Genomic DNA, 24,608 nt, shown 5'->3' on the forward strand with positions numbered 1-24,608 from the left:
GTCCTCACCCCTCTACCGCCGGGTGGGACTGCCGGATCTCCTCGATGAGCTCCCGGACGTCCTCGTCGGCGTCCCCGTCGGGCGTCAGGGGTCGCTTCCCGTCGAACGTCTCGTGGACCTCGGCCACGCTCTCGGCCAGCGTATCGAGGCCGTAGCCGCCCTCCAGGACGAACGAGAGCGCCGCGCCGGTCCCGTCGGCGAGCGACCGGACCCGGTCGGTCAGCATGCCGTACCCGTCGGTCGAGACCCGCATCCGGGAGATGGGGTCGTGGCGGTGGGCGTCGAACCCCGCGCTCACCAGCAGCAGGTCGGGGTCGAACGCGCGCAACGCCGGGGCGACCAAGTCGTCGAAGGCGTCGCGGTACTCGGGGTCGCCCGCGCCCGCCGGCAGCGGGACGTTGAGGGTCGTGCCCTCCCCGTCGCCGTCGCCGGTCTCGTCGGTCTCGCCGGTGCCGGGGTAGAGGCCGTCCTCGTGGAACGAGGCGTAGAAGACGTCGCCGGCGTCGTAGAAGATGTCCTGGGTCCCGTTGCCGTGGTGGACGTCCCAGTCGAAGATGGCGACGCGCTCGGCGTCGACGTCGTCGGCCTCGATGACGTGGCGGGCCGCGACCGCGGCGTTGTTGAAGAAGCAGAAGCCCATCGCGTCGTCCTCGACCGCGTGGTGGCCCGGCGGTCGCCCGATGGCGAACGGGGTGTCCCGGCCGTCGTCGCCGCCGAGCGCGGCCCGGGCAGCCCACCGGGCCAGCCCGGCCGACCGGAGCGCGGCCTCCCAGGTGGCCCGGACCGCGACGGTGTCGGGGTCCCAGTTGCCGCCGCCCGACTCGCAGAACTCTCGGAACTCCGCGACGTAGTCGGCGTCGTGGACCGCCTCCACGCTGGCCCGGTCGGCCGGGTCGGCGCTCACGTACTCGACGCCGTGCTTGCGCGCCAGCCCCTCCCTGATGGCCCGGAGCCGGTCGGGGTTCTCGGGGTGGCGCTCGCCCGTGTCGTGTGAGAGACAGTCCTCGCTGTAGCCGAAGTTCATAGTTAGGCGTCGGCCGTCCCCGACCACTCGGTAGTTGGTAGCACGTGTTCCAATCGAACGCAGCGGAATTTAACCGCTTCGCTCCTTCCGACCGTTCCGTCCGCGTCCGACCCGGACGCGCCCCCTCGGTGATTGGGGTGGCGCCCTCGCGCGACCGGCGCGGTCGACCTCACTCGAACAGCTCGAAGTACGTCTCGATGTCCTCGGCCTTGACCGTCCGGCGGTCGGCGTGGCGCGCGAGCACGGCGGCCGCCCTGGCGACGTTGTCGGCGTAGTCCTCGAGGATGTCGGCCAGCGCGATCCGGGCGTCCATCGCGACCCGGTAGCTGTCGTCGATGTCGAGCCGCGCGATGCGGTCGACCGGCGCGACCGGGAGTTCGAGCTCGTCCTTGTCGACGACCTGCTCGACGCCGAAGTCCTGGCTCATCAGCGTCTTCCGGCCGTCGTGCGTGGCGCGCTCGGCCGCGTCGACCGCGAGCTCGGCGCCGTGCCGCTGGATGCGCCGGGCCAGCTCCTCGGCGGCGTCCGCGCTGACCCGGAGGTCCCCCGCGTTCCGTCTGATGATCGTGTCGACCGGAGCGAACGGCAGCTCGACGCTCATACCTGATTCCGGGAATCTCGCTCCCTTAGTTCTTTCCAAAGAGCGTTTCGAGGGATGTGCGGCCGTCTCGCTGCCGGCGCTCACGACCGGCCCGCGAGGACGGGTCCGCCTCGGCGCCGGTCCGCCCCGCGAGTCCACGGCCGGCGAACGGGAGAACGCGGACGAGACGCGCTACAGCGCCCTTCGAGAACTAGAACACGTCCTCGGCGTCGAGGGTGCCGTCGCTGAGCTCGCCCCGGGCGGTCACCTTCTGGCCCAGGGTCACGTCGGCGCTCGACTCGACGCTGACGGTCTGCTCGCCGTCGTCGAGGATGATGGGGTCGCCGGCCTGGACGACGGTCCCCGTGAACTCGACGTACTCGCCGTCGCTTTCGGCGTCGCCGTCTGCGCCGGCCGACCCGGAGGTCGAGGCGGTCGAGTCGCCGGTGCCGCCGTCGGCGTCCCCGTCGCCGCCGAAGGCGTCGAGTCCGGTCTCGCCGCCCCCGCCCGCGCTCCCGTCGCCGGCGTCGCCGCCGGCCGCGCCGGGGCCGGCCTCGCCGAGGACGGTCACGGTCGACTGCCAGCCGGCCGACCCCTCGATGTCGTCCTCCCAGCCGTCCTGGATCTCGATGTCGGCCAGCTGGACCTCGTCGCCGGGCGCGATCTCCTTGTCCGCCTTCTCGCCCCAGAGCGCGACCCGGAGGTCGCCGGTCTCGTCCTGGACCCGGATGTTGCGGACCTGGCCCTCCGAGCCGTCGTCGCGGTCGAAGGTGCGCTTGGGGTCCGCGGAGCGCACCACGCCGCCGACGTCGACCACGTCGCCGATCTCGAGGCCGGCGATGTCGGCGGTCTCGGGCACGTACTCGACGTCCTCCTCGATCTCCTCGACCGCGCCGCGGTTGCCGACGTGGAGCTCCAGGTCGCCGTCGCGCTCCCGGACGTAGCCGTCGACCACCTCGACCGAGACGCCGGGGTCGAGCCGCTCGGCGGCCTCGGTGCGCTCGTCCCAGAGCGTGACCCGGATGCGGCCGGTGGGGTCGCCCAGCTTGAGGTTGGCGACCTTCCCCTCCGAGCCGTCGTCGCGGGAGAACGTCCGGACGGAGTCGGTGTCGAGCACCTTCCCGCGGAGGTTCACGTCCGAGAGACCGAGCGAGAGGTCCTCGACCCGGTAGGTGTCCTGAACCTGGACGTCGATGTCGGTCTCGTCGTCGGGCTCGGCCTGGTCGACGTTGACCTCCACGCCGTTGTACCCCTCCTTGGGGCGGCCCGCGATGCGGAGCACGTCGCCGACCTCGAGTTCGTCCTCGCCGGCGTCGGCCTGCTTGTCCCAGAACGTGATCCGGACCGAGCCGGTCTCGTCGGCGACCTCGACGTTGAGCACGCGGCCGTCCTCCCGGTCCTCGTCGTCGCGCTCGAACGTGCGCACGTCGCCGACGCCGACGACCTTGGCCACGAACTTGACCTCCTCCATGCCCGGCTCGATGTCCGCGACGCTCTCGACCTCGCCGCCCTCCTCGTCCAGCTCGTGGGCGATGAGCATCGCGGCCGTCTCCTCGTCGGCCAGCCCGCCCATCTGCTCGACCTTCTCCTCGACCGCCTCGCGGAACTCCTCCAGCGAGACGTCGGCGTCGAGGTCGGCGTAAACGTCCTCTATCGCGCCCATGGTGTTTCTCGAAGACTGGTTGTGGTTGCTGGTGTATGTCTGTGTCGGTACGCCACAGTGAGCGGTTCTGGTCCGCCCCTCGGATATAAACGCTCGCGACGGGCGATCGGCCGTCACGCCGGTTCTCGGTGACGGCCCCTACGGGTCCGCGATGGACTCGCACCGCCGGCAGACCTCGTGGCCCAGCCGCTCCGCCACCTCGGCCCCGAGGACGCGGTGTGCGTCGGCCGCGAACGGACTCTCCGCGTTCACGGCGCCGCACGGGCTCCGGTCCTCGCCGTCGGGCGCGAAGTGATACGAACCGGACTCGGCCTCCCGTGCCTGAACCGTACTTACCGCTCGCATGTATCGTCACAAGTCTCCCACTCTGCCAGGGTCCGCACGAGCACCTCCACGCGCTCGTCGGACCGGTACCGGACCGTCCCCGACTCGGCGTCGTACTCCACCAGCCCGCGGTCCGCCAGCCTCGGGAGGTGGACGTGGTGGAGCTCCGTCCTGGCGCGCTCGGTCGGCGGCGGACCGTCGCCGCCGTCGCCGACGTTCAGCCGGGCGAGCTTGCAGCTCAACACTTCCAGCGTCGTCACCTCCGTGTCGGCGGTCAGGAAGTGTTCGAGCACCTTCCGGCGCTTCCGACTGGCGAGCGCCTCCAGGTCCCGGTCCAGCCGGTCGGCCTCGCCCTCCATCGTTCTTCGCACGTTGTAAGTACAGGCTCCGTTTCCCATTTGTCTGCCGTTATCCCGCACCGCGACTATTGATGACGACCGACGCACCGGTATTCGATCTGTGGGGTACAGGCTCCCTACCCTCGGTACGAGCTGTTCACTCGATTACTCACATGTAAATAGAGAAGACCGCGACAGCAGGCTGTCCGTAACTGCGCGTCCGCGCCGAACGGACGGCGCGTCGTTCCGGCGGACGTCCGTTCCTCGGACGCCTGAAACCCGCCTGAGGCGGGTCGGGCGCGCGGCGATTGGTGGTTGGGACACGTCCTGCCGCGCGCCGGTCTCGATTTCGAGAGCCCGACCTATGTAGTTTGTGTGATTAACTGGGTTAACGGTCCGGTGCATCGTCGCCCACCGACGTTGCAGGCGTTCGACGGCGAAGCGACTGCCTAGCGTTCGCGTTCGGCGGGTCTCCCGGGCCGTAGTAAGACAACGACTAAACGCCGCGAGTCACTACCTCCGGTATCTCCGGGTCAGCCCCGGTGGTTGGGACACTATGGCTGAGACCGACAAAAAAAAAAGAGGCCGCTGGACTGCTCCAGCAACTCGGCCTCAAAGAGTACGAGGCGAAGTGTTTCGTCGCGCTGACGCAGGTGGAGACGGCGACGGCCAAAGAGATCAGCGAGATCGCTGACGTCCCCCGGACGCGGGTGTACGACGCGATCCGCGTGCTGGAGGCGCAGGGGCTGGTCGAGATCCAGCACAGCAACCCCCGCCAGTACCGGGGCGTCCCGCTCGAGGAGGCCGCCCAGACGCTCCGGCGCCAGTACGAGTCGCGCATCGACGAGCTCCAGGAGACGCTCGACGCCATCGAACCGGCCGACACCGCCGACGAACCGGTGACCCACGAGGTGTGGTCGCTCTCGGGCCGGGACGGGATCACGAGTCGGACGCTCCAGCTGCTCGACGACACCGAGACCGAAGTCGTGTTCGTCATCAGCGACGAGTCGCTGGTGACCGACGAACTGGTCGAGGCGCTGACCGAGTGCGCCGACCGCGCCGACGTCATCATCGGCACTGTCACCGCGGGACTACACGACGAATTCCGTGAGCGAATCCCCGGCGCGGAGGTGTTCGTGTCGGAACTGGAGTGGCTCCACGCCGACGGCGAGGACGAGGTGGCCATCGGCCGGATGCTGCTGGTCGACGAGGACACGATACTGCTGAGTTCCGTCGACACGACCTCGGGCGAGGAGAAGGCCATCTTCGGCCGCGGCTTCCAGAACGGCCTCGTCGTCATCACGCGCCGGCTGATGGCGACCGGACTGCTCCCGTTCCGCGATCCCAGTCAGTAACGACGGCCCCGGCACGATGAACTCGGACGCCGACATCGAGATCGTCGATCGCGATCCCGAGACGGACAGCTACCGCGTCGCCTACGACCCGGAGACGCCCCCGAGCGAGGCGGTTCCGGCGGCGATACGAGAGCTCACGGGCGCGGAACCGGGGGCGCTCGACCCCCTCCACGCGGCGATAGACCCCGAGGCGCTGGACGGGCTGTTCCGGCGACGGGGAGCCGGGACCGCGCGGCGAGCGGGGCGAGTCTCGTTCTCGTACGAGGGCTACGCCGTGACCGTGTTCAGCGACCGGCGCCTCCTCGTCCGGGCCGAAGACTGACGCGGACGCTCGGCGGGCGTCCGCCAGACCGACACCGCGGGCGCCGCCGCGAGTGCGCTCCGTCTCAGCTCTCGACACTCGACCCGGAATCGCCCTCGCCGTCGAGTTCGAGGTACTGGAGGGCCTGGCGGATGTGGAAGTTCTTCTCGTCGCGCTCGTCGGTGTCCAGCGCGGCCTTGAGTTCCCGTATCGCCGTCTCCCGGTCCCGGCGCTCTGCCATGTTTCTGACCATCTCCTCGCGTGCTAATAGGTTTAACTCATATCCGGGTGACGACAGAACCGTCTCCGAGGACGCCGCGGCGACCGCCGGCGATCCGGTCGCGACGCCGTCTACGTCAGGACTCCGCGGTCGCGACCGTCGTCGACTCGCCCATCGAGTCGTGGACGACCGTCACGGTCGCGGGCAGTCCGCCCGCGAACGCGAACGTGGCCTCGTACGACACCGCGGCGACGCACTCGGCGCAGGCCTCGGTCCCGTCGGCCCGAACCGCGGCCACGGTCACGTCGAGCGTCCCGGTCTCGGGGTCGTAGCTCGCGTCGGCGAGCTCCGCGATGTGGCACGGGTCCGGCGCGCGGACGGTTCCGGTGACGACGACCGAGCCGCGGTCCGACGCGAACTCGATACTTGCGTCGTTGCTCGGCGTCTCGCAGCCCGCGTCGGTGACTTCCAGTCCGGAGTCGGTCAGCGCCGTCCCTCCTCCGCTCGTGGTCTCGCCGGTCGTCGTCCCGTCGTGGGTCGTCTCGTCCGCGGTCGTCTCGCCGCCCCCGCCGGGCCGGTTCCCGTCGCCGAGACAGCCGCCGACCGCGAGGGCGCCGAGGACCGCGCCGAACCGGGCGAGCAGTTCGCGTCGTTCCATGTGACGACGCACGGACTCCTATTTCAAAGTACCCACGGATGGAAAAATTCCCGTTTGAGTCTGCGCACCAGTGCCACCCCGCCGCCATACCGTAACCCCTATTAGTAGAACCGGCCAACGTAGAGTCGAGTCCTGGTAGGGTAGTGGACTATCCTCTTGGCTTGCGGAGCCAGGGACCGGAGTTCAAATCTCCGCCAGGACGTTCATTCCTTGCGACCGCTTCGCTTCGCTCAGCGGTCGCGTCGTCATTCACGTCCTGGCGTGGTTCACGCTCGCTCCGCTCGCGTGAACCTCCGCCAGGACGTTTTCGCGCAGCACAACGACTACGAGCGGAGCGAGTCGTCCGTGCTGCGCGTACTCCGTCCGCGGAGATTCGAGCAGACGAGTCGCAGTCCGGAAGCGCAACGTAGTGAGCATCCCGGTCCGTCTCGGCGAGTTCAAATCTCGGCCAGGACGTTGCTGTCGCGACGCGAATCCGCGAACGGGGACTCCGCCAGGACGTTCTCGCGCAGCGCATCGACGTCGAGCGGGGCGTCGTCCGTGCGGTACGCGACTCGGCGGACTTCGCCGCCTATCGCGACGCCTCGACTCCCGAACGCCCTTGTCCGCGAACCCCGTACTGCCCGCTGATGGACGACCACCTCCGGGCCGGTATCGCCATCTACAACGACGGCGAGTTCCACGCGGCCCACGACGCGTGGGAGGACCGCTGGCTCGACCTCGAATCGGGCACCGACGACGAGCGGTTCCTCCACGGGCTCATCCAGTTCACCGCCGCGGTCCACCACGCCCACGGCGCGAACTGGCCGGGCGCCCGTGGCCTGGCCGAGAGCGGTGCGGCGTACCTCGCCGACCTCCCGGCCGACTACCGGGCGGTGAACGTCGGCGAGGTCCGGACCTACCTCCGGGCCGTCGCGGCCGACCCCGAGCACGTCGAGCGGGTCGCGCCGCCCGACCTGACCCACGAGGGCGTCGCGCTCCGGCCCGAGGACCTGCGCTTCGAGGCGGCCGCCATCGCGGCCGAGGTGATGGCCGAGGAGTACGGCTACGACGAGGAGATCGTCGAGAGGGCGGTCGGGTACGCCCGCGACGACCTCGACGCCGACCGGGCCACCAGCCCGTTCGTCACCTTCGTGATGGACTTCGCGCGCGACGGGGCGAACCGCGACCTGGTGTTCCGGCGGCTCCGGGACGCGGTCGGCAAGCGCGACCACGAGGAGGACGACGTGGCCGGCCTGTTCGACTGACTCCCGCCCGACTCCGGGGTCACTCCTCGATGAATCGGCAGACCTGCAGCAGCATCAGCAGCACCTGCGAGCGGTCGACGAGCCGGACGTCCCGGTTCCGCTCGTCGTAGTCGACGATGCCGTAGTCGCGCAGCCGCGGCAGGTGCTCGTGGTGGAGCTTCGCCCGCATCCGGTCGCACTCCTCCTCCGACACCGCCGACGTCGCGCGGTCGGTGTCGCGCGCGGCCACTTCCCTGGCGAGCTCGTCGACGGTCGCCGACGGGTTGTCGCTGAGGTAGTACAGCAGGTGTCGGCGGCGCTCGTCGCCCAGCGTCCGAAGGTAGCGGTCGAGTCGCGAAACGCCTCCGTCCTCTCGGATTCGGTCACCCCCTTTCATTATTTCTCTCCTCGAGATTACTAAGCGTCAGACAACTCTACGTAATATAATACGACGCCGCTACCTAAGTATGGCGATATGTTTCGAATACTTCTGTATGCAACGAGCGACACGACCCCGTTATATAAGGGAACGTCCGGGATTTATTTTTAGAGAGCAGTGTGTGACCGCCGAGCGGACCGGAACGGGGGACCACCGTCGACGTCGAGTCCGTCGCGGAACCGCGGCGCGCCTCTGATCGACCGGTCGCCAGTGTGCTCCCGGTCGAGTATCGAGGCGACGTCTCCTGCGAAAGAATCGAAAGCGGGTGACGGACGGCAGAGGGCGCAACAGGGGAAGCGGAGCGCGAACCGCCGCCGCCGGGAACTCGTCACCTCCGCGATATATGCTTTCTGTTCCGGTCGACTCGGTCAGCCGCCGCTCTCGACGCGCTCGGCGTCGGCGTACTCCGCGGAGTTGTCCTGCGGGTCGTAGCCCAGCACCTCGCGGGCGCGCTCGATGGAGTAGTACTTCCGGTCGTTGTCGGAGATGCCGTAGACGATCTCGAAGCCGTAGTCGGCCCGGATGCATCGGTCGAAGAGGTGGGCGCAGTCGCGGTGGGAGAGCCACATCGCCTGGCCCCGCTCGTAGTCCCGCGGCGGGTGGCTCTTAGTGAGGTTGCCGATGCGGACGCAGACGACACTGAGGCCGTGCTCGTCGTGGTAGTACCGGCCCAGCAGCTCGCCGGTCGCCTTGCTGACGCCGTAGAGGTTGCCCGGCCGCGGGAACTCGTCGCCGTCGAGCCGGAAGTCGTCGCCTGGCCGGTACATGTCCGGCGTGCGCTCGTCGGTCTCGTACGCGCCGACCGCGTGGTTCGACGAGGCGAACGCGACCTTCTCGACGCCCTCCTCGACCGCCGCCTCGAACACGTTCCGCGTGCCGTCGATGTTGTTGGTCAGGACGCTGTTCCAGGGGGCCTCCGGCCGGGGGTCGCCCGCGAGGTGCACGACCGCGCCGACGCCCGCCACCGCGTCTCGGACCGCCTCCTCGTCGGTGATGTCGGCGACGACGAACTCGTGGTCGGTGTCGCGGGTCGGCGGGTCCCGGTCGAGCAGCCGCCACTCGTACTCCCCCGACAGCTCCGAGAGGATGGCCTGCCCGACGCGGCCCTCCGCGCCCGTAAGCAGGACTGGGTCGTCCATTCAACTGTAGGGAGGGAAGCGGGTGATAAGTAAGGTGCGATTCGCTCGGACTACTCGTCGGCCGCGAGCCGCGGAATCAGTTCGTCGCGGCCGAGGTTCGCGGCGAACGCGAGCGCGACGAGGCCCATGAGCCCGAACCAGGCGGCGAGCAGCGCGTCGCCGCCGGCCAGCCGCCGGAGGCTGTTGTACTCCGCGACCAGGCCGACGGCCGACAGCGCGAGCGTGCCGACCGCGTACGCGACGAGGCCGAGCGCCTCGGACCCGAGTTCCGTCAGGAGATCGTACATGCCACGACGGACGAACTCGGTATGTAAAGGGCTTTTGCGATTGGAGAATCCTTTTGTCCGCCGACTGCGGACTCGCGGACATGGGCAGATACGGCGACATCGACTACCCGCGCGTCACGAAACTCGGCTTCCTCGCGAGCATCGGACTCTTCGCCGTCGGGGCCGGCGGCGAGTTCTTCGCCGCGGCGATGCACCTCTCGCTGCCGGCGTGGGAGGACGCGCTGTTCACCGACCTGGAGATCGTCGGCACGCTCGGCGCGCTGCTCGTCCCCCTCGTCTTCGGCATCGTCCTGCCGCTGACCGAGTGAGAAGCGGCGAGAATCGAGCGCGAAGAGTGGCTGGCCGCATGGCTCCTCTCCAGTCGGCGTCTCGAAGTTCCGAACGCCGATCCGACACGTACGAGGTGTAAACGGATCGGTCGGCTCGGGGTTTGACGACCCGGAATCAGAGTTCCGCTCGCTCCCGGCAGAACGGCTCGGGGTGTTCCAATCGCTCCCGGGGGTTACCACACGTAGAACGCCGCGACGAGCAGGACAAAACAGACGACAATCGGGAGCAGGAGCCAGAGCGCGTTCCCGTCGCCGCTCGACGGGTTCTGAGGCACCGGAGGTGGGCCGCCGCCCATACCGCCGCTATCGTCCATACCGAAAATAGTCAATACGGCTATAAATTCTCTTCGGTGTCGGTGTCTGTCGCGACGGGAGCGAAACTACTTCCGGGAGGATCACTCTCCGTGAAAGGCACACTCTGTGCCGGCTGTGAGCTTCGCAAGTACTTCCGAATAAGGAGGCTGTGCCGCTGTCTGCTGGAGAGAAAGGAGACGCTCAGGCGAGCCGCGCGAACGCCAGGTTGCCGCTGATGTTCTTGATGTAGATCTGCACCACGTCGCCCTCCTGGGCGCCGGGGACGAAGATGGTGTACTTGCCCTTCTCGGCGACGCCGTCGCCCTTCCGGCCGGTGCCGGTGATCTTGACCTCGTAGGTGGCGCCCTCCTCGACCGCCTCGCGGTTCTGCTGCTGGCTCTGGGTCGAGCGCTTGGTGACCGGGCGGAACGCCCCGCACGCGTCGCAGCGCAGCATGAGGTTGCGGTTCTCCCGGACCAGCCGGGTGTCGGGCAGGCCGCACTCCGAACAGAGCACGAACTCCTGGACGTAGCTCTCCAGGGCGGCGTCGAAGTCCGACCCGGAGAAGGTGCCGTTGTAGCGCGCCCGGCCGTCCTCGAGCTTCCCGTTGGTGCCGAGTTCGCGCTGGAGCGCGCTGTGGATGTGCTCGGGGTCGCGCCCGAGCGCGTCGGCGATGTCGCTGAGGTTGGTGAGTCGCGTGAACGCCCCGTCCTTCTGCGTCGCGGCGTCGGGGTAGCTGAACCGCTCGTCCTGGCCCTCGAAGTCGGGGGTCGCGTCCATCGCTCTGTCGAGATTCGATGCGTAGTCCATGGGGACGGAAGGTGTCGGACACGGATAGGTATTCCGTGATGAATCGACCCACGGACCGGGCGGCTTTTCTCTCCCGCCCGCGACACGTCCGCCATGGACGAACGCGACCCCGACGCCGGCGATCCGGTCGACTCCGGCGCCGACTCGACCGACCCCGATTCGGGACCGACCGACCCCGACGCGGCCCCGACCGACGGCGAGGCGGCCTGCTTCGAGGCGGGCATCAAGTTCGGCGCGCTCTACCACCAGTTCGCCGGCACGCCCGTCAGCCCGGCGAGCGCGCCCAGTCTCGCGACCGCCATCGAGGAGTCCATCGAGAACCAGCCGTTCTGCGAGGCCGTGACGGTGGACATCCTGACCGAGGAGCTCGAAGCCGAAATCGACCGCGTTCCCGCGAGCGACAGCGAGGGGGAGCTCGGAGGAGGCAGTCTCGCCGACGGCGAGGAAGCGTCCTCCGGTGGCTACACCGAACTCACCGGCCGGTTCATGGAGGTCGAGATCGTCGTCGCGCGCGAGGGCGTCGAGGTCGTCACGCGGATGGAGATGGAGGACGGCTACCCGCTGATGACGGTCGAGTCCGTGACCGAGCGGTAGCCCGCGCCGATCGCCGCACCGTCCTCACCGGTCCGCACTACGCCCCGCACCGAAACGTCCGCCGCGTCCGATCAGGCCGGGCTCGGCGTCTGGACCGTGGACATGTAGGCCGTGATGTCGGTCGTCGTGATGATGCCGACGACGCCCTCCTCCTCGTCGACCACGGGCACGTGGTGGAACCCCTCCTCTATCATCAGGTCGGCGACGTCCCGGACCTCCGCGTTGACGGTGGTGGTCGTCACGTCGGTCGACATGTAGGTCTCGACCGTGGCGTCGGTGGCCCACCGCTGCTCGGCCGCGATCTGGACGAAGTCCGTGGCGGTCAGGATGCCCAGCAACCGGCCGTCGTCGTCCGTCACGACCACCGATCCGATGCCCTCGTCGATCATCGTCTCGGCGGCGACGTGGGCCGCCGTGTCCGGTGCGACCGTCTCGACGGGCGAGGACATGAGGCGTCCGACGAAGATGTCTTCCATGTGGGTCCCTTCCGCGCCATCGCTGAAAAGTATTCGCTTCGGGATACTCCGACGCCGGCGACGGAGTTCCCGATCCGGGTCGTTCCTTTCGGTTCGATCCGGGGCTCGGCGGCCGCGTGGCCGGATTTCACTTTCAGTTTCGGGCGTGGGTTTAAAAGGCACCGCGCCGAACGGTAACGTATGAGCCAATCGACACTCGACGAGGACGAGCTGTTCGGCGAGGCGGCCAGCGAGGTCCGCCAGGACGTGGAGGCCAGCCTCGACGAGGCCACCGCGGCGCTGCCCGACGCCGACGACATCTGGAACGTCGACGCCGACAACACCCTCGGGGCGCTCAACGCGCTCCGGTCGGCGCTCGACACGGGCGACGCCGAGGACGCCCTGCGGGACGCCAAGAAGTGGTACACGATGGGCGAGCGCGCCGACGCCTTCGACGACGCCGAGGACCTCGAGGCCGAGATCCAGCGCGTCGGGGAGGCCATCGAGGACATCGAGGAGGCCCGCGAGCAGGTCGGCGACCTCACCAGCACGATCCCGAGCCTCAAGAACGCGCTGGAGGAACTCGGCGCCGAGGACGAAGACGAGGACGCCGAAGACGAAGCGGACGCGGCCGACGCAGAGGAAAGTGAGGAGGCCGACCCCGAAGACGAGGCCGACGCAGAAGAAGTCGAAGCCGCCGAGTGACGGACCGCCTCAGAACGACTCGTCGCTCTGCTCGCCCTCGGCGCTGCCCGCGCCGCGGTCGGTGTACCCCTTCCGACCCACGGCCTCGCCGCCGACCCGGTTCAGCACCGTCTGCTTGACCTCGTCGGCCGACTCGAACTCCTCGTCGCCGCCGGTCACCAGCACCTCCCTGAACGACTCCGACCCGTCGGACGTGCCGATCTCCCGATCGCCGTACTTCTCGAGCAGTTCGTCCGCCGAGACCGGGTAGTCCTCGTTCTCGAGGTCGTCCTCGACCTCGCCGAAGTCGAGCCCGAGCGTGCGGTCGTCGTCGCCGGATTCGCTCATACAGGCGCTACGCCGCGAACCCGAATAAGGCGTGTGGCCCGAACCCCCGGCTACAAGTCCGCGCTCGCCCTCTACCCGGACATGGACCTCTCCGACTCGACGTGGACCGACGCCGACGCGGTCGACACCGACCTCGCGCTCCTGCCGGTCGGCAGCACCGAACAGCACGGGCCCCACGCGCCGCTGGGCACCGACGTGCTCACCGCCGAGGCGGTCGCCGAGGCCGGCGCGGACGCCCACGACGGCGAGGTCGCCGTCGCGCCCGCGATCCCGGTCGGCGTGGCCGCCGAGCACCGCCAGTTCACCGGGACGCTGTGGGTCTCCGAGGACACGTTCCGGGACTACGTCCGGGAGACGGTCGCGAGCCTCGCCCACCACGGCTGGGACCGGGTCGTCCTCGTCAACGGCCACGGGGGCAACGTCGGCGCGCTCCGGGAGGTCGCCTCGACCATCGTGCGCGAGGACGACGCCTACGCCGTCCCGTTCACGTGGTTCGAGGCGGTCGGCGACCACGCCGACGAGATGGGCCACGGCGGCCCGCTCGAAACCGCGATGTTGCGCCACGTCGCCCCGGACCTGGTGGCGGAGGACCGGATCGAGGAGGCGCGGGAGGGCGCCAGCGACGGCTGGGGCGAGTGGGTCAGCTACGCCAACCTCGCGGTCGACTCGGCCGAGTTCACGGAGAACGGCGTGGTCGGCGACCCCGCGGACGGCTCGGCCGAGCGCGGCGCGGAACTGCTCGATCTGGCCGCCGAGGCGCTGGTCCGACTGCTGGAGGCCGTCGAATCGCGGGACGTGGAACTGCCGCCGCACAAGTAGCTCGGCTTCCCGACGACGGTGCGGTCGGCGTGCGCTGGCGCGACCCGTCAGTGGTCGCGCCGACATGCGCGAGGGCTGAGGACCGCAGGCCGTAGGCCGAGGACCGCAAGCGGCTGGGGAGGTGTGTGGGTCGCGGTTGCGGTTGCGGGACAGATGTGACGGCAGTAGCTAGCTCCGATGCGTTCGCCGGGTCCTTTGCGAAGGCTGACCTCCTGATGGTCCACGAGAACGCATAACTCACAGGCCGACGAACCCCCGAGCATGGTCCGTATCCTCTCCGACGCCGCGGTGGCCGACTGCCTCGACCTCGACGACCTCCTGGGGGTCGTCCGCGAGGCGTTCGGCAAGCAGGGCCGCGGCGAGGTCGAGCGCCCCGACCGGCCCCACTTCCCGGTCGGTACGGGACTCGATTGCAGCGACTCCGGCGGTTCCGACCACGATACCGACACCGCTGACTCCACCGACACCGCGGCCGATTCGAACCACACCCCCGACGCCACGGACACCGCCACCCCCGACGAACCCTGCGGCACCGGTCTCGTGATGCCCGCGTACGTCCACGGCGCCGAGCACTACGCGACGAAACTGGTCGGGGTCCACGAGGGCAACGCCGAGCGCGGCCTGCCCACGGTCAACGCACAGATCGCGCTCACCGAGGCCGCCACCGGCCTCCCAGCCGCCTACCTCGCCGGCACCAGAATCACCAACGCCCGGACCGGGTGCGTCGGCGGCCTGGCGGCGGCCGAACTCGCCGTCCCCAGTGCCGGCGCGGACGACAACGCCGGCCTCACGCTCGCACTCCTCGGGGCGGGAACGCAGGCCCGCTGGCAGGCCCGCGCCATCGCGGCCGCGACCGATCTCGCGTCGGTCCGGATCTACTCGCCCAGCGACTCCAGGCGGGAGTGCGCCGCCGACCTCCGGGCGGAGCTCGGTCTCCCGGACGACGCAGTCCGGGCCGTCGACTCCCCCGAGGAAGCCGTCTCCGGCGCCGACGTGGTCGTCACGGCCACCACGGCCACCGAGCCGGTGTTCCCCGGCGCGGCGCTCGACCCGGGGACCCTCGTCGTCGCGGTCGGCGCCTACACCGCCGAGATGCGCGAACTCGACGCCGAGACGTTCGCGCGCGCGGGCCGGGTCTTCGCCGACGTGCCAGCGGAGGTGGCGGAGATCGGCGACGCGCTGGGCGCCGACGTCGCCGAGGACGAACTGATCCCGTTCTCGGACGTACTGGAGGGCCGGGCGGGACGCGAGTCCGACGACGAGATTGTGATCGTCGAGAGCGTCGGGACCGCGGTGCTCGACGCCGCGACCGCCGAGCACGTCTTCGAGCGAGCGACGGAGGCGGGCGTCGGCGAGGAGGTGTCGCTGTAGTCCGACCCGTACGGGGCGCCCCGTCTTTTGGCTCGCCTAAAAATCGAAGCAGCTTTATGGGATTTAGGGGAACCTAAATCGTATGTCGGAGCGATTCGAGTCCGAGGTATCGCGGCGACGGATGCTGAAAGCCGGCGGAAGCGCGGCCGTCGCGGCGGGACTGGCCGGCTGCACCGGCGGCAGCGACGGGGCCGACCCGACCGCGACGGCGTCGGGTTCCGAGACGACGACGGCCGGAGCGACCCGGTCGACCACCGACGGGGAGTCGTACTCGGTGAGGATGGAACCGATGGGCGAGGTGACCTTCGAGTCGGTCCCCGAGTCGTGGATGGCGTACTTCAGCACGTACGGCGACATGGGCATCGCGCTCGGCCAGCTCGACGGGCTCGAGGGGCTCGTCTTTACAGAGAACTGGCCGCTGGAGTTCTACGACTACCTCCCGGGCGTCGACGTCTCGTTCGACGACGTGCCCCAGCTCTACGGCGAGAGCAGTATCGACAAGGAGGTGTTCTACTCGATGGACTGCGACGTCCACCTGATGGACCCCAACTTCATCGCCCGCCTCGACGACTCGTGGGAGCCCGCCGACTTCGAGGAGGTCGCGACCAACGTCGGGCCCATCGTCGGCAACTCGATCCGGCGGCGGGGCGAGGACTGGCACGACTACCGGTACTACTCGCTGTACGAGGCCTTCGAGAAGATCGCGGCGGTGTTCCGGGAGCGCGAGCGGTACGAGGCCATCAAGTCGGTCCACGACGCGTTCGTCTCCGACGTGCGGTCCCGGCTCCCCGCGAGGGAGGGCCGCCCCGAGATCGGGCTGCTCTCGATCAACTCCGACTTCGAGAACGGGTCGTTCTACGCCTACCCCATCGGGGAGGGAAACGGGAAGAAGCAGTACCGGGACCTCGGCGTCCGGGACGCCTTCGGCCCGCACATCGACGGCGGCTACGCCGAGTGGGACTACGAGCAGTTGCTGGAGGTCGACCCCGACGTGCTGGTGTTCTCCTACGGGTTCTCGCACGCCACGGCCCAGCAGTTCGAGACCAGCATGCAGCAGATGGCCGACGACCCGATCGGGTCGCAGCTCTCGGCCGTGGAGAACGACCGGCTCTACCGCGGCGGCACCTCCTACCAGGGCCCCATCGTCAACCTGTTCCAGACCGAGATCGCGGCCAAGCAGTTCTACCCCGGGGTGTTCGGCGCGTGGGAGGGGCTCGACACCCTCGCGGACGAGAGCGAGCGGCTGTTCGACCACCGAGAAGTGGCGAACGTCGTCACCGGCGACTTCTGACCGACCGCGGGGACGGGCCCCCGGCGCTCAGTCCTCCGGCACCGGCTCGGCCTGGGCCGACGTGTCGGTCTCGTCCTCGACCGACCTGTCGGTCCCGTCCCTGTCGATGACGGTCGCCTTCCAGGTCCCGCGGGTGAACCACAGCGCGGCCGCGGCGGCGCCGACGACGTTGCCCATCGCCATGCCGATCCAGATGCCGGTCGCGCCCATGCCCGCGACGAACGAGAGGTAGTACACCGTCGGCACCCGGCCGATCCAGAGCGCGACCGCCGAGAACGCCATCGCGGTCTTGGTGTTGCCCGCGCCCCGGTAGGCGCCCAGCATCACCTGGAGCACCGCCATGAAGGTGAACTCGACCGAGCGGATCCGGAGGTAGGTCGCGCCGTGGCGGACCGTCTCGCGGGCGGCCTCGCTCCCGGTCGCCATGAACACCGAGACGATGGGCTCGGGCACCAGCGCCGCCACGATCGCGACCGCGAACATCACCGCCGCCCCGACCTTCGCGGCGATCCAGACGGCGCGCTCGGCCCGGTCGGGCTTGCCCGCCCCGAGGTTCTGGCCCACCATCGTGTTGGTCGCCCGGCCCAGCCCCATCGCCGGCAGGAACACGAGCGACGCGAGCCGGTTGCCCAGCCCGTAGGCCGAGACCACCGGCGGCGCGAACTGGACCACCATCGCGGTCAGGGTGATCATCGCCAGCGCGCTCATCGACTGCTCGAGCGTCGAGGGGACGCCGATGCGGACGATGTCCCAGATGTAGCTCGCGTCGGGGACGAGGTACGCGGTCTGGACGTCCGGCCCGGCCCGCGCGACGAACAGCACGTAGAAGCCGAGCGCGCTCGCGACGCCCCGCGAGAAGATGGTCGCCAGCGCCGCGCCCTCGATGCCCATCGCGGGCACGACCACCGACTCGATGCCGAGCGACGGGACAGGGCCGAGGCCGAAGATGAGCAGGGGGTCGAGCACCACGTTGAGCGCGACCGACACCACCATCACCCGCATCGGCGTCCGGGTGTCGCCGTACCCCCGCATCAGCGAGGTGAACACGAAGAAGCCGAACAGGAACGGGAGGCCGAGGAAGAACACCTCCATGTACTCGGCGGCGAGCGGGACGACCTGCTCGGTGGTCTCGGCCTGGCTGGGGAGCGCGCCGAGCATCGCGTCGGTGGCGACGTAGCCCAGCAGGCTCAGCCCGACCGCCAGCGCGGTGACGAACGTCAGGATCTGGCCGGCGACCTTCCCCGCCGACCCCTCGCTGTCGGCGCCGGTGTACTGGGCGACCAGGATGGAGCCGGCGGTGGTGAACCCACCCGCGATGGAGATGAGCAGGAAGATAAGCGGAAAGGCGAGGCTCATCGCACCTACGGCGTCGGCCGACAGCCGGCCGAGCCAGAACGTGTCGGCGATGTTGTAGGTGACCTGGAGCAGCTGGATGACCACGATGGGCCACGCCAGCTTGAACATCGGGCCGAGGAGCCCGCCCTCGGTGATCGTGTCGTCCGCGTGATCCATTGAGTTTCGAAATGAAATGGTCGGATTTGAAGGTTGCGAGTCGGTCGTCGGTCCGCCGGAGTCTCTCTCAGCCGACACTACTCCCGGGGCTTATAAATGGATTAACGAGGCGTGCTAACCACTGTCGCGATGGAACGGAGGAACTACTGCCTCGGGGCCGGGAGGGGTCCGAGAAGACGTGCGTCCGCCGAGCGGTCGACGCTCCGTCCGTCGGCGCGAAGCCCTCTCGACGCGCGACGCTCGACGTTCGATCCTCGATGATCACCAGCCGCGGGACAACAAAACGGCGTCTCGCTCCGGGTTACTGCTCGGCGATCCACTCCCTCGCTTCGGCCATGTCGCCCGCCAGCACGTAGGTGATGGGGAGGTCGGCCGTCTGGTCGACGAACGTCTCCATCTCTGTCCGGGATATCGCGCTGTCGGAGGTGACCGAGACGCTGTACTCGGTCCCCGCCTCGATTTCCTTGGGCATCCACTCCTCCTGGAGCCACTGCTTGTCCGCCTCGTCGTGGGCCTGGATTCCGCTCGTGTCGATGATCAGCTTCGACTCGTCGCGCTCCCTGATGAACGCGAGCAGCTCGTTGCAGCCGTCCCGGAACTCCTCGCCGGACGCGAACCGGTCCCACGTGTGGACGATCGCTCCGACGTCGTCGTCGACTTCGATGGTGTAGTTCTCCGCGTCCACGTGCACCTGTTGTGGCATAGGTCGAGCACGCGAACGCCGTCCCTTGAATGTTTCCGGCGAGTTATTAGCCCCGATAACGGGCGCTGAGATGTCAGGGTCGACGGCCGGTCTCGCGGGAGGTCGCAGGAGAAGCGGGCGGCACGGGGAGAACCGCCCGGCCTCGACTGGCCACTCAGACGTCGCCGAGCGACGAATCGAGCCGCGGGGAGACGTCCAACCGGTTGCCGAGGTCCCACGCGGTCGCGGCGTTGCTGGAGATCACCGGAACGCCCAACTCCGCCTCGAGCGGTTCCAGCGCCGCGACGGACCGGTAGTTCGTGCAGGAGACGAAGACGCCGTCGACGTCGCGGTCGTGGGGGACCGCCGACCGCACCTGGCGCTCGGCGTCGGACTCGGTCAGGTCGCCGATGGCGGTGTTGTCGACGAGTCCCCGCCCGTCGATCGAGACCACGTCGAACCCGGACTCGTCCAGGTACTCCCGCTCGAGTTCGTCGAGTTCCGACGCGTAGGGGGTGACGACGGCCAGCGTCTCGACGTCGAGGGCCTCCAGCGCCCGCGTCACGGAGAGCGCCGTCGCGACGGCCGGCGCTCCCGTCAGCGCCGACAGCCGCGACTCCAGCTCCGCGTCGAACCCCGTCCCGTGCAGGAGGCTGCCCGTGGTGCAGGCGTACGCCACGCCGTCGACGTCCGCGTGCGACAGCAGTTCGGCCGCCCGCTCGGCGCCGTCCGCCATCTCGTCGAGCCGGTCGGCCGTGACGTCCTCCAGGGGCATCCGGGCGGCGTGGACGGTGGTCTCCGGCGGCGCCATCGCGCGGAACTCGGGCTCCGCGGTCGTGTTGGACGACGGGACGACGAGGCCGAGGCGAATCATCGCTCGATCGCCTCCATCACTCGGTCACCTTCTCGTCCGCGCGGTCGCGTTCTCTCGCCTCCCGAGAACGTTCGTCCGGGTCGCCGTGGCCACCGCCGCCGGGGGTGAGGACCGTCACGGTGGTCCCGGCGCTCACGTCGACCGAGGCCTTCGAGGGGACGCGCTCGCCGTCGACGAGGTTCACGCCCGTGGCGCCGTCCTCGCCGCCGTCGACGCCGGCCGGCGCCGTGCGCCGGCGTTCGGTGAGCAGCGACACGGTCGCGTCGGTCTCGACGGTGACCGACCGCTCGAGGCCCAGGCCGCCCCGGTACTCGCCGTCGCCGCCGCTCGACTCCCTGAGCGCGTACCGCTCCACGCGGAGCGGGTACTCGGTCTCCATCGCCTCGATCGGGGTGTTGAGCGTGTTGGTCATCCCGACCTGGACCCCGTCCATGCCGTCCTTGTCGGGCCTGGCGCCGAAGCCGCCGCCGATCGTCTCGTAGTAGGTGAACCCGCCGGTGCGGTCGCCGATGATGAGGTTGTTCATCGTGCCCTGGCCGCCGGCCGGCACGCGGTCGGGGATCGCCTCGGCGAGCGCCGCGAGGGTGACGTCGGTGACCCGCTGGCTGGTCTCGACGTTCCCGCCCACCACCGCGGCGGGCGGGGTCGGGTTCAGCACCGTGCCCTCCGGCGCCGAGACGGTCACCGGTTCGTAGCAGCCGTGGTTGGGCGGGATCTCGGGGTCCGTGACCGCGCGGACGACGAAGTAGACCGCGCTCTTCGCGACCGCCAGCGGCGCGTTGAGGTTGCCGGCGACCTGCTCGGCCGTCCCCGAGAAGTCGACCGCGATCGAGGCGCCGTCGATCGTGACCGTCGCCTCGATGGGGATGTCGTCGTCCGTCACGCCGTCGCCTTCGAGCACGTCGCGGGCCCGGTACTCGCCGTCCGGGAGCGCCGCCAGTTCGGACTCGACGCGGTCGCGCGAGTAGTCGACGACGGCGTCGAAGGCGTCGAGCAGCAGCGGTCCGTGCTCGTCGAGGAGGTCGCCGAGCCGTTCCTCCGCCCGGTCGTTCGCGGCGCGCTGGGCCCGGAGGTCGGCCCGGCGCTCGTCGGGGGTCCTGACGTTGGCCAGGATCATCTCGAGCACCTCGTCGTTCCGCTCTCCGCCGTCGACGAGGCGGACGGCCGGCAGCCGCAGCCCCTCCTCGTAGACCTCCCGGGCACCCGGCGGCATGCTCCCGGGCGAGCTCCCGCCGACGTCGGCGTGGTGGGCCCGCGAGACGGCGAAGCCCACGACCTCGTCGTCGGGCGCGATGGTCGACACGAGGGTGATGTCCGGGAGGTGGGTGCCGCCCTCGAACGGGTCGTTGACGATGAACACGTCCCCGGGCTTCGGGTCCTTGTCCGTGACCGCGTCGACCGCGTCGGGCATCGCGCCCAGGTGGACGGGGATGTGTTCGGCCTGCGCGACCATCTTCCCCTCGGCGTCGAACAGCGCGGTCGAGCAGTCCTGGCGCTCCTTGATGTTCGGCGAGTACGATCCGGTGATGAGGACGTGGCCCATCTCCTCTGCGATGCTCTCCAGCTGGTTCCGGAGGATCTCCAGCGTCGCGGGGTCGATCTCGTCGTCTGTGGTACTCATGTCGGGATCAGCTCCGTCGTGCTGTTCATGTTGGCCTCAGCTCCGCAGGTCCTCATCGCGGTAGCTCCGCAGATCCTCGTCGCGACAGCTCCGCCGATATCCGTCGCGACAGCTCCGCCGATATCCGTCGCGGTCGCGTCCTCCGCGGTCACTCGTCACCCACCTCCGACACCAGCGCGCCGTCCTCGCGGACGCGGACGTCCCACGTCGGGGGGATGACGACCGTGCTCTCGTCCTGTTCGATGACAGCCGGCCCCTCGACCGTCCGCCCCGGCGGTAGCCGCTCGCGGTGGTACACGGGCGTCTCGTACACGCCGTCCTCGAACGTCGCCTCCCTGGTCCCCTTCATCGCGTCGCCGCCCGCCGCGTACTCGACGTCCGGCACCGCCCGCTCGACGGTCGCCGTGACGCGGCAGTTGACCAGGTGGACCGGTTCGTCCATCCGGTAGCCGTACGCGACCTCGTGGGCCGCCGCGAACCGCTCGGCGGCCTCGTGGGGGCCGAACGACTCGCCGACGTCGACCGACAGCTCGAAGCTCTGGCCGGCGTAGCGCAGGTCGGCGGTGCGCTCGACCGCGGCGCGGTCGGGGGCGCTGATCTCGCCGAGCACCTGCTCCTCCAGGTCGGCGTAGATACCGTCGACGTCGTCGGGGTCGACGGCGTCGAGCGATCGCTGGTAGGTCCTGACCGCGTCCTGCTTCTCGTCGGCGGCGAGCAGCCCGTACGCCGACAGGACCCCGGAGGCCCGCGGGACGACGACGCGGTCCATGTCGAGGTTGTCCGCGATCGAGACGGCGTGCATCGGTCCGGCGCCGCCGAACGCGACGAGGCCGAACTTCCGGGGGTCGAACCCGCGCTCGACCGTGACCGACCGGATGGCCCGCGTCATGTTCGCGTTGGCGACGCGGTACACGCCCCGCGCGGCCTCGACCGGGCCGTCCATGCCGGCCTCGTCGGCGAGGTCGGCGAGCGCGTCGTGGGCCGCCCGCTCGTCCAGCGACAGTTCCCCGCCGAGGCTGGTGCTGGACCCGATGTAGCCGAGGACGAGGTTGGCGTCGGTCACCGTGGGCTCGGTGCCGCCCCAGCCGTAGCACGCCGGCCCGGGGTCCGAGCCCGCCGACCGGGGGCCGATCCGGAGCGCGCCGCCGGCGTCGACCCACGCGATCGACCCGCCGCCGGCGCCGACCGTCTCGATGTCGACCAGCGGCGTCCCGATCGGCCTGTCGCTGATCGACCCGTCGGTCGTGCGCTCGACGTCGCCGTCCCGGACGAGACTCACGTCGCTCGACGTCCCGCCCATGTCGAACGTGACGAGTCCCGCATCCTGGTCGTCGGTACCGGCGCCGGCCGTGGCGCTCGCGCCGACGACCCCCGCGGCCGGCCCGGAGAGCACCGTCAGCACGGCGTTCCGTCGGACCGTGTCGGCGTCGGTGATCCCCCCGTTGGCCTGCATGATGCGGGGCTGGGGCACGCCGGCGTCGGCGGCCCGTTCGGTGAGGCCGCCGACGTACCTGTCGATCGCCGGTCGCACGTAGGCATCGACGACCGTCGTCGAGGTGCGCTCGTACTCGCGGAACTCGGCCAGGACCTCGTGGGACGCCGACACGGGGACGTCGAGCTCCTCCCGGAGCACCTCGGCGACGCGCCGCTCGTTCTCGGGGTGAGCGTACGCGTGGAGGAGCGAGACGGCGACCGCCTCGGCGCCGTCGTCGCGGATCGCGGCGGCCACCTCGCGGACCTCGTCCTCGTCGACCGGCCGTTCGATTCCCTCCGTCGTCGTCCGCTCGCTCACCTCGTAGCGGCGCCGCCGCGGCACGAGCGGCGCCGGCTTCTCCGCCCCGAGGTCGTACAGCGACGGCCTGTCCTGGCGGCCGATCTCGAGGACGTCCCGGAACCCCTCGGTCGTGACGAGGGCGGTCTTCGCGCCCGACTCCTCGAGCAGCGCGTTCACCGAGACGGTCATCGCGTGCGAGAACTCCTCGACCTCGTCGGGCGAGATGCCCGCCTCGGCGCAGGCCTTCTCGATGCCGGCCATCACGCCCTCGCTCTGATCCTCGGTGCTCGGCACCTTCGCCGTGACGAGCTCACCGTCGACCAGCAGCGTCACGTCGGTGAACGTCCCGCCGACGTCGACGCCGACGACCCGGCCGGCCATCTACAGCACCCCCGCGACGCTGAGCAGGGTTCGGACGCCGAGCCAGACCACGATGGCGGTGACGACGGCGCCGAGGGTGTTCGCGACGGTCCCGTTCGTGTACTGGCCGAGCAGCTCGTCCTGGTTCATCGCGTAGATGAGGAAGATCGCGACGATGGGGAGCAAGATTCCGTTCACGACCTGCGCGAAGACGATGATCTCGACCGGGCTCCCGCCGAGCAGGACCGACAGCACGCCGACCGTGAGGATGATGCCCCAGATGGCGCGGAACTTCGTGCTCCTGAGGTCCGACTCCCAGCCGAGCGCGCCCGCCGTCGCCCAGGCGCCGGCCAGCGGCGCCGTCGTCGCGCTCGTGAAGCCGGCGGCGAACAGGCCGATGCTGAAGAACAGCTTCGCGTACGGGCCGGCGAGCGGCTTGAGCTGCTCGGCCATGCGGCCGACGTCGCTGAGCTCGGTCCCCCTCGGGAACGCCGCCGCGGCGGTGATCATGATCGTGATCGTGATGAAGCCGCCGACGGCGATGGACAGGATGGTGTCGCTCCGCGACTGCGGCAGGTCGTCCGGGCCGGACCACCGCTCCTGGACGTTGCTCGCGTGCAGGAACAGGTTGTAGCCGACGATGGTCGTCCCGACCAGGCCGGTGATCAGGTACTCCGACCCCTCCGGGATGCCCGGAACGAACCCGGTGGCGATCGCACCCACGTCCGGGCCGATCAGAATGGCCGACGCGACGAACGAGACGGCCATGACGACGACGAGGCCCACCAGCGCCCGCTCGATCAGTTCGTATCGCCCGGTGAACAGCAGCACGCCGGCGACCAGCCCCATGACGACGCCCCACACCGTGGAGCTCACGCCGGTGATCGTCGCCAGCCCCGCGGCGCCGCCCAGGATGTTCCCGGCCTCGTACGCCGCCGTCCCGACGCCGATCGCACCCACGACGAGGAAGATGCTCACGTACTCGACGAGGGGGTTCTCGAAGCGCTCCCTGAGCGCCTCGCCCAGTCCCTCGCCCGAGACGAGTCCCAGCCGGGCCGCCATCTCCTGGAGGATGATCGTCGCGACGATCGAGAACGCGATCGTCCAGAGGAGCGCGTAGCCGAACTCCGCGCCCGTCACGCTCGCCGTCGTCACCGTACCGGGGCCGATGAACGCCGCTGCGACCATCGCACCGGGACCGACCGCCTTGAGCCGTTCGATAACGTTCATGGTTGT

At 69.8% G+C, this 24,608-nt stretch carries 30 protein-coding genes and 1 tRNA gene; 10 read left to right on the forward strand and 21 right to left on the reverse strand.

The window, feature by feature from the left end:
* Positions 1-4 precede the first annotated feature (4 nt).
* From ACQUQF_RS19845 to ACQUQF_RS19865, 5 genes are all read right to left on the reverse strand, one after another.
* Positions 5-1,024, reverse strand: coding sequence for a histone deacetylase family protein (locus ACQUQF_RS19845; protein WP_435180872.1), 1,020 nt, complete (start codon positions 1,022-1,024; stop codon positions 5-7).
* A 169-nt stretch (positions 1,025-1,193) separates the two neighbouring features.
* Positions 1,194-1,625 (reverse strand): histone family protein, encoded by a 432-nt coding sequence (locus ACQUQF_RS19850; RefSeq protein WP_435180873.1) that lies wholly within the window; start codon positions 1,623-1,625, stop codon positions 1,194-1,196.
* A 190-nt stretch (positions 1,626-1,815) separates the two neighbouring features.
* Entirely contained in the window at positions 1,816-3,267 is a 1,452-nt protein-coding gene (locus ACQUQF_RS19855) for a single-stranded DNA binding protein (RefSeq protein ID WP_435180874.1), read from the reverse strand.
* Between the two features lie 138 nt (positions 3,268-3,405).
* The gene (locus ACQUQF_RS19860; protein ID WP_435180875.1) at positions 3,406-3,612 is read right to left on the reverse strand and encodes a hypothetical protein; all 207 of its coding nucleotides are present in this window, start codon (positions 3,610-3,612) and stop codon (positions 3,406-3,408) included.
* Positions 3,600-3,962, reverse strand: a complete 363-nt coding sequence (locus ACQUQF_RS19865; RefSeq protein ID WP_435180876.1) for a DUF7344 domain-containing protein — start codon at positions 3,960-3,962, stop codon at positions 3,600-3,602. Before ACQUQF_RS19865 ends, ACQUQF_RS19860 begins: the two co-directional genes overlap by 13 nt.
* A 509-nt stretch (positions 3,963-4,471) precedes the next feature.
* On the opposite strand from ACQUQF_RS19865, the gene ACQUQF_RS19870 reads away from it, so the two are divergent.
* Both ACQUQF_RS19870 and ACQUQF_RS19875 read left to right on the forward strand, forming a co-directional pair.
* Positions 4,472-5,284 (forward strand): TrmB family transcriptional regulator, encoded by an 813-nt coding sequence (locus ACQUQF_RS19870; protein WP_435180877.1) that lies wholly within the window; start codon positions 4,472-4,474, stop codon positions 5,282-5,284.
* Positions 5,285-5,300: 16 nt separating this feature from the next.
* Entirely contained in the window at positions 5,301-5,606 is a 306-nt protein-coding gene (locus tag ACQUQF_RS19875) for a HalOD1 output domain-containing protein (RefSeq protein ID WP_435180878.1), read from the forward strand.
* Positions 5,607-5,670: 64 nt separating this feature from the next.
* Here the strand turns inward: ACQUQF_RS19875 and ACQUQF_RS19880 are convergent, their stop codons facing one another.
* Together ACQUQF_RS19880 and ACQUQF_RS19885 are read right to left on the reverse strand one after the other, a co-directional pair.
* Positions 5,671-5,826, reverse strand: a complete 156-nt coding sequence (locus tag ACQUQF_RS19880; protein ID WP_435180879.1) for a hypothetical protein — start codon at positions 5,824-5,826, stop codon at positions 5,671-5,673.
* 115 nt (positions 5,827-5,941) lie between these two features.
* Positions 5,942-6,463: a hypothetical protein gene (locus tag ACQUQF_RS19885; protein WP_435180880.1), complete on the reverse strand. Its 522-nt coding sequence runs from the start codon at positions 6,461-6,463 to the stop codon at positions 5,942-5,944.
* A gap of 129 nt (positions 6,464-6,592) precedes the next feature.
* On the opposite strand from ACQUQF_RS19885, the gene ACQUQF_RS19890 reads away from it, so the two are divergent.
* Positions 6,593-6,665 (forward strand) — tRNA-Arg (locus tag ACQUQF_RS19890).
* Between the two features lie 427 nt (positions 6,666-7,092).
* A complete protein-coding gene (locus ACQUQF_RS19895; protein ID WP_435180881.1) occupies positions 7,093-7,710 on the forward strand; it encodes a DUF309 domain-containing protein in 618 nt (205 codons plus the stop codon).
* Positions 7,711-7,729: 19 nt separating this feature from the next.
* Here the strand turns inward: ACQUQF_RS19895 and ACQUQF_RS19900 are convergent, their stop codons facing one another.
* The 3 genes from ACQUQF_RS19900 to ACQUQF_RS19910 form a co-directional block, all read right to left on the reverse strand.
* Entirely contained in the window at positions 7,730-8,086 is a 357-nt protein-coding gene (locus ACQUQF_RS19900; protein ID WP_435180882.1) for a DUF7344 domain-containing protein, read from the reverse strand.
* A 410-nt stretch (positions 8,087-8,496) separates the two neighbouring features.
* The gene (azf, locus tag ACQUQF_RS19905; protein ID WP_435180883.1) at positions 8,497-9,267 is read right to left on the reverse strand and encodes an NAD-dependent glucose-6-phosphate dehydrogenase Azf; all 771 of its coding nucleotides are present in this window, start codon (positions 9,265-9,267) and stop codon (positions 8,497-8,499) included.
* A 50-nt stretch (positions 9,268-9,317) separates the two neighbouring features.
* Positions 9,318-9,554 (reverse strand): hypothetical protein, encoded by a 237-nt coding sequence (locus ACQUQF_RS19910; RefSeq protein WP_435180884.1) that lies wholly within the window; start codon positions 9,552-9,554, stop codon positions 9,318-9,320.
* A gap of 80 nt (positions 9,555-9,634) precedes the next feature.
* On the opposite strand from ACQUQF_RS19910, the gene ACQUQF_RS19915 reads away from it, so the two are divergent.
* Positions 9,635-9,862 carry a hypothetical protein gene (locus ACQUQF_RS19915; RefSeq protein ID WP_435180885.1) on the forward strand — a complete coding sequence of 76 codons (228 nt, stop codon included), beginning with the start codon at positions 9,635-9,637 and terminating at the stop codon, positions 9,860-9,862.
* A gap of 194 nt (positions 9,863-10,056) precedes the next feature.
* On the opposite strand, the gene ACQUQF_RS19920 is transcribed toward ACQUQF_RS19915, so the two are convergent.
* Together ACQUQF_RS19920 and ACQUQF_RS19925 are read right to left on the reverse strand one after the other, a co-directional pair.
* Positions 10,057-10,197, reverse strand: coding sequence for a hypothetical protein (locus tag ACQUQF_RS19920; protein WP_435180886.1), 141 nt, complete (start codon positions 10,195-10,197; stop codon positions 10,057-10,059).
* Positions 10,198-10,378: 181 nt separating this feature from the next.
* Positions 10,379-10,987, reverse strand: coding sequence for a translation initiation factor IF-2 subunit beta (locus tag ACQUQF_RS19925; RefSeq protein ID WP_435180887.1), 609 nt, complete (start codon positions 10,985-10,987; stop codon positions 10,379-10,381).
* Positions 10,988-11,080: 93 nt separating this feature from the next.
* Here ACQUQF_RS19925 and ACQUQF_RS19930 point away from each other — a divergent pair, with 93 nt between their 5' ends.
* A complete protein-coding gene (locus tag ACQUQF_RS19930) occupies positions 11,081-11,581 on the forward strand; it encodes a dihydroneopterin aldolase family protein (protein WP_435180888.1) in 501 nt (166 codons plus the stop codon).
* A gap of 71 nt (positions 11,582-11,652) precedes the next feature.
* On the opposite strand, the gene ACQUQF_RS19935 is transcribed toward ACQUQF_RS19930, so the two are convergent.
* Entirely contained in the window at positions 11,653-12,057 is a 405-nt protein-coding gene (locus ACQUQF_RS19935; RefSeq protein WP_435180889.1) for a CBS domain-containing protein, read from the reverse strand.
* A gap of 180 nt (positions 12,058-12,237) precedes the next feature.
* On the opposite strand from ACQUQF_RS19935, the gene ACQUQF_RS19940 reads away from it, so the two are divergent.
* Complete coding sequence (locus tag ACQUQF_RS19940; RefSeq protein ID WP_435180890.1) at positions 12,238-12,741, forward strand: DUF5790 family protein; 504 nt, start codon at positions 12,238-12,240, stop codon at positions 12,739-12,741.
* Between the two features lie 9 nt (positions 12,742-12,750).
* On the opposite strand, the gene ACQUQF_RS19945 is transcribed toward ACQUQF_RS19940, so the two are convergent.
* The gene (locus tag ACQUQF_RS19945; protein ID WP_435180891.1) at positions 12,751-13,068 is read right to left on the reverse strand and encodes a DUF5789 family protein; all 318 of its coding nucleotides are present in this window, start codon (positions 13,066-13,068) and stop codon (positions 12,751-12,753) included.
* Between the two features lie 81 nt (positions 13,069-13,149).
* On the opposite strand from ACQUQF_RS19945, the gene ACQUQF_RS19950 reads away from it, so the two are divergent.
* The 3 genes from ACQUQF_RS19950 (at position 13,150) to ACQUQF_RS19960 (ending at position 16,549) form a co-directional block, all read left to right on the forward strand.
* The gene (locus ACQUQF_RS19950; RefSeq protein ID WP_435180951.1) at positions 13,150-13,887 is read left to right on the forward strand and encodes a creatininase family protein; all 738 of its coding nucleotides are present in this window, start codon (positions 13,150-13,152) and stop codon (positions 13,885-13,887) included.
* Positions 13,888-14,148: 261 nt separating this feature from the next.
* Positions 14,149-15,258 (forward strand): ornithine cyclodeaminase family protein, encoded by a 1,110-nt coding sequence (locus ACQUQF_RS19955; protein ID WP_435180892.1) that lies wholly within the window; start codon positions 14,149-14,151, stop codon positions 15,256-15,258.
* 82 nt (positions 15,259-15,340) lie between these two features.
* Positions 15,341-16,549, forward strand: coding sequence for an ABC transporter substrate-binding protein (locus ACQUQF_RS19960; RefSeq protein WP_435180893.1), 1,209 nt, complete (start codon positions 15,341-15,343; stop codon positions 16,547-16,549).
* A 27-nt stretch (positions 16,550-16,576) separates the two neighbouring features.
* Here the strand turns inward: ACQUQF_RS19960 and ACQUQF_RS19965 are convergent, their stop codons facing one another.
* The 7 genes from ACQUQF_RS19965 to ACQUQF_RS19995 all read right to left on the reverse strand — a co-directional run bounded on the left by ACQUQF_RS19965 (position 16,577) and on the right by ACQUQF_RS19995 (position 24,602).
* Complete coding sequence (locus tag ACQUQF_RS19965; RefSeq protein ID WP_435180894.1) at positions 16,577-18,061, reverse strand: MATE family efflux transporter; 1,485 nt, start codon at positions 18,059-18,061, stop codon at positions 16,577-16,579.
* A gap of 301 nt (positions 18,062-18,362) precedes the next feature.
* Positions 18,363-18,764 carry a hypothetical protein gene (locus tag ACQUQF_RS19970; protein ID WP_435180895.1) on the reverse strand — a complete coding sequence of 134 codons (402 nt, stop codon included), beginning with the start codon at positions 18,762-18,764 and terminating at the stop codon, positions 18,363-18,365.
* A gap of 154 nt (positions 18,765-18,918) precedes the next feature.
* Positions 18,919-19,617, reverse strand: a complete 699-nt coding sequence (locus tag ACQUQF_RS19975) for a maleate cis-trans isomerase family protein (protein WP_435180896.1) — start codon at positions 19,615-19,617, stop codon at positions 18,919-18,921.
* A 16-nt stretch (positions 19,618-19,633) separates the two neighbouring features.
* The gene (locus ACQUQF_RS19980) at positions 19,634-21,238 is read right to left on the reverse strand and encodes a hydantoinase B/oxoprolinase family protein (RefSeq protein ID WP_435180897.1); all 1,605 of its coding nucleotides are present in this window, start codon (positions 21,236-21,238) and stop codon (positions 19,634-19,636) included.
* Positions 21,235-21,390, reverse strand: coding sequence for a hypothetical protein (locus ACQUQF_RS19985; protein ID WP_435180898.1), 156 nt, complete (start codon positions 21,388-21,390; stop codon positions 21,235-21,237). Before ACQUQF_RS19985 ends, ACQUQF_RS19980 begins: the two co-directional genes overlap by 4 nt.
* On the reverse strand, positions 21,387-23,393 hold the full coding sequence (locus ACQUQF_RS19990) for a hydantoinase/oxoprolinase family protein (protein ID WP_435180899.1): 2,007 nt from the start codon (positions 23,391-23,393) through the stop codon (positions 21,387-21,389). Before ACQUQF_RS19990 ends, ACQUQF_RS19985 begins: the two co-directional genes overlap by 4 nt.
* Entirely contained in the window at positions 23,394-24,602 is a 1,209-nt protein-coding gene (locus tag ACQUQF_RS19995) for an Nramp family divalent metal transporter (protein WP_435180900.1), read from the reverse strand.
* Positions 24,603-24,608: the final 6 nt, after the last annotated feature.

The sequence above is a fragment of the Halorussus sp. AFM4 genome, from assembly GCF_051194995.1.
Taxonomy (GTDB): Archaea; Halobacteriota; Halobacteria; order Halobacteriales; family Haladaptataceae; genus Halorussus.

What these genes read in the sequence shown, in the direction of transcription:
- ACQUQF_RS19845 (WP_435180872.1), bottom strand. Translation starts at nt 1,024, where the DNA reads ATGAACTTCGGCTACAGCGAGGACTGTCTCTCACACGACACGGGCGAG.
- ACQUQF_RS19850 (WP_435180873.1), bottom strand. Translation starts at nt 1,625, where the DNA reads ATGAGCGTCGAGCTGCCGTTCGCTCCGGTCGACACGATCATCAGACGG.
- ACQUQF_RS19855 (WP_435180874.1), bottom strand. Translation starts at nt 3,267, where the DNA reads ATGGGCGCGATAGAGGACGTTTACGCCGACCTCGACGCCGACGTCTCG.
- ACQUQF_RS19860 (WP_435180875.1), bottom strand. Translation starts at nt 3,612, where the DNA reads ATGCGAGCGGTAAGTACGGTTCAGGCACGGGAGGCCGAGTCCGGTTCG.
- ACQUQF_RS19875 (WP_435180878.1), top strand. Translation starts at nt 5,301, where the DNA reads ATGAACTCGGACGCCGACATCGAGATCGTCGATCGCGATCCCGAGACG.
- ACQUQF_RS19880 (WP_435180879.1), bottom strand. Translation starts at nt 5,826, where the DNA reads ATGGCAGAGCGCCGGGACCGGGAGACGGCGATACGGGAACTCAAGGCC.
- ACQUQF_RS19885 (WP_435180880.1), bottom strand. Translation starts at nt 6,463, where the DNA reads ATGGAACGACGCGAACTGCTCGCCCGGTTCGGCGCGGTCCTCGGCGCC.
- ACQUQF_RS19895 (WP_435180881.1), top strand. Translation starts at nt 7,093, where the DNA reads ATGGACGACCACCTCCGGGCCGGTATCGCCATCTACAACGACGGCGAG.
- ACQUQF_RS19900 (WP_435180882.1), bottom strand. Translation starts at nt 8,086, where the DNA reads ATGAAAGGGGGTGACCGAATCCGAGAGGACGGAGGCGTTTCGCGACTC.
- azf (WP_435180883.1), bottom strand. Translation starts at nt 9,267, where the DNA reads ATGGACGACCCAGTCCTGCTTACGGGCGCGGAGGGCCGCGTCGGGCAG.
- ACQUQF_RS19910 (WP_435180884.1), bottom strand. Translation starts at nt 9,554, where the DNA reads ATGTACGATCTCCTGACGGAACTCGGGTCCGAGGCGCTCGGCCTCGTC.
- ACQUQF_RS19915 (WP_435180885.1), top strand. Translation starts at nt 9,635, where the DNA reads ATGGGCAGATACGGCGACATCGACTACCCGCGCGTCACGAAACTCGGC.
- ACQUQF_RS19920 (WP_435180886.1), bottom strand. Translation starts at nt 10,197, where the DNA reads ATGGACGATAGCGGCGGTATGGGCGGCGGCCCACCTCCGGTGCCTCAG.
- ACQUQF_RS19925 (WP_435180887.1), bottom strand. Translation starts at nt 10,987, where the DNA reads ATGGACTACGCATCGAATCTCGACAGAGCGATGGACGCGACCCCCGAC.
- ACQUQF_RS19930 (WP_435180888.1), top strand. Translation starts at nt 11,081, where the DNA reads ATGGACGAACGCGACCCCGACGCCGGCGATCCGGTCGACTCCGGCGCC.
- ACQUQF_RS19935 (WP_435180889.1), bottom strand. Translation starts at nt 12,057, where the DNA reads ATGGAAGACATCTTCGTCGGACGCCTCATGTCCTCGCCCGTCGAGACG.
- ACQUQF_RS19940 (WP_435180890.1), top strand. Translation starts at nt 12,238, where the DNA reads ATGAGCCAATCGACACTCGACGAGGACGAGCTGTTCGGCGAGGCGGCC.
- ACQUQF_RS19945 (WP_435180891.1), bottom strand. Translation starts at nt 13,068, where the DNA reads ATGAGCGAATCCGGCGACGACGACCGCACGCTCGGGCTCGACTTCGGC.
- ACQUQF_RS19950 (WP_435180951.1), top strand. Translation starts at nt 13,150, where the DNA reads ATGGACCTCTCCGACTCGACGTGGACCGACGCCGACGCGGTCGACACC.
- ACQUQF_RS19955 (WP_435180892.1), top strand. Translation starts at nt 14,149, where the DNA reads ATGGTCCGTATCCTCTCCGACGCCGCGGTGGCCGACTGCCTCGACCTC.
- ACQUQF_RS19960 (WP_435180893.1), top strand. Translation starts at nt 15,341, where the DNA reads ATGTCGGAGCGATTCGAGTCCGAGGTATCGCGGCGACGGATGCTGAAA.
- ACQUQF_RS19965 (WP_435180894.1), bottom strand. Translation starts at nt 18,061, where the DNA reads ATGGATCACGCGGACGACACGATCACCGAGGGCGGGCTCCTCGGCCCG.
- ACQUQF_RS19970 (WP_435180895.1), bottom strand. Translation starts at nt 18,764, where the DNA reads ATGCCACAACAGGTGCACGTGGACGCGGAGAACTACACCATCGAAGTC.
- ACQUQF_RS19975 (WP_435180896.1), bottom strand. Translation starts at nt 19,617, where the DNA reads ATGATTCGCCTCGGCCTCGTCGTCCCGTCGTCCAACACGACCGCGGAG.
- ACQUQF_RS19980 (WP_435180897.1), bottom strand. Translation starts at nt 21,238, where the DNA reads ATGAGTACCACAGACGACGAGATCGACCCCGCGACGCTGGAGATCCTC.
- ACQUQF_RS19990 (WP_435180899.1), bottom strand. Translation starts at nt 23,393, where the DNA reads ATGGCCGGCCGGGTCGTCGGCGTCGACGTCGGCGGGACGTTCACCGAC.
- ACQUQF_RS19995 (WP_435180900.1), bottom strand. Translation starts at nt 24,602, where the DNA reads ATGAACGTTATCGAACGGCTCAAGGCGGTCGGTCCCGGTGCGATGGTC.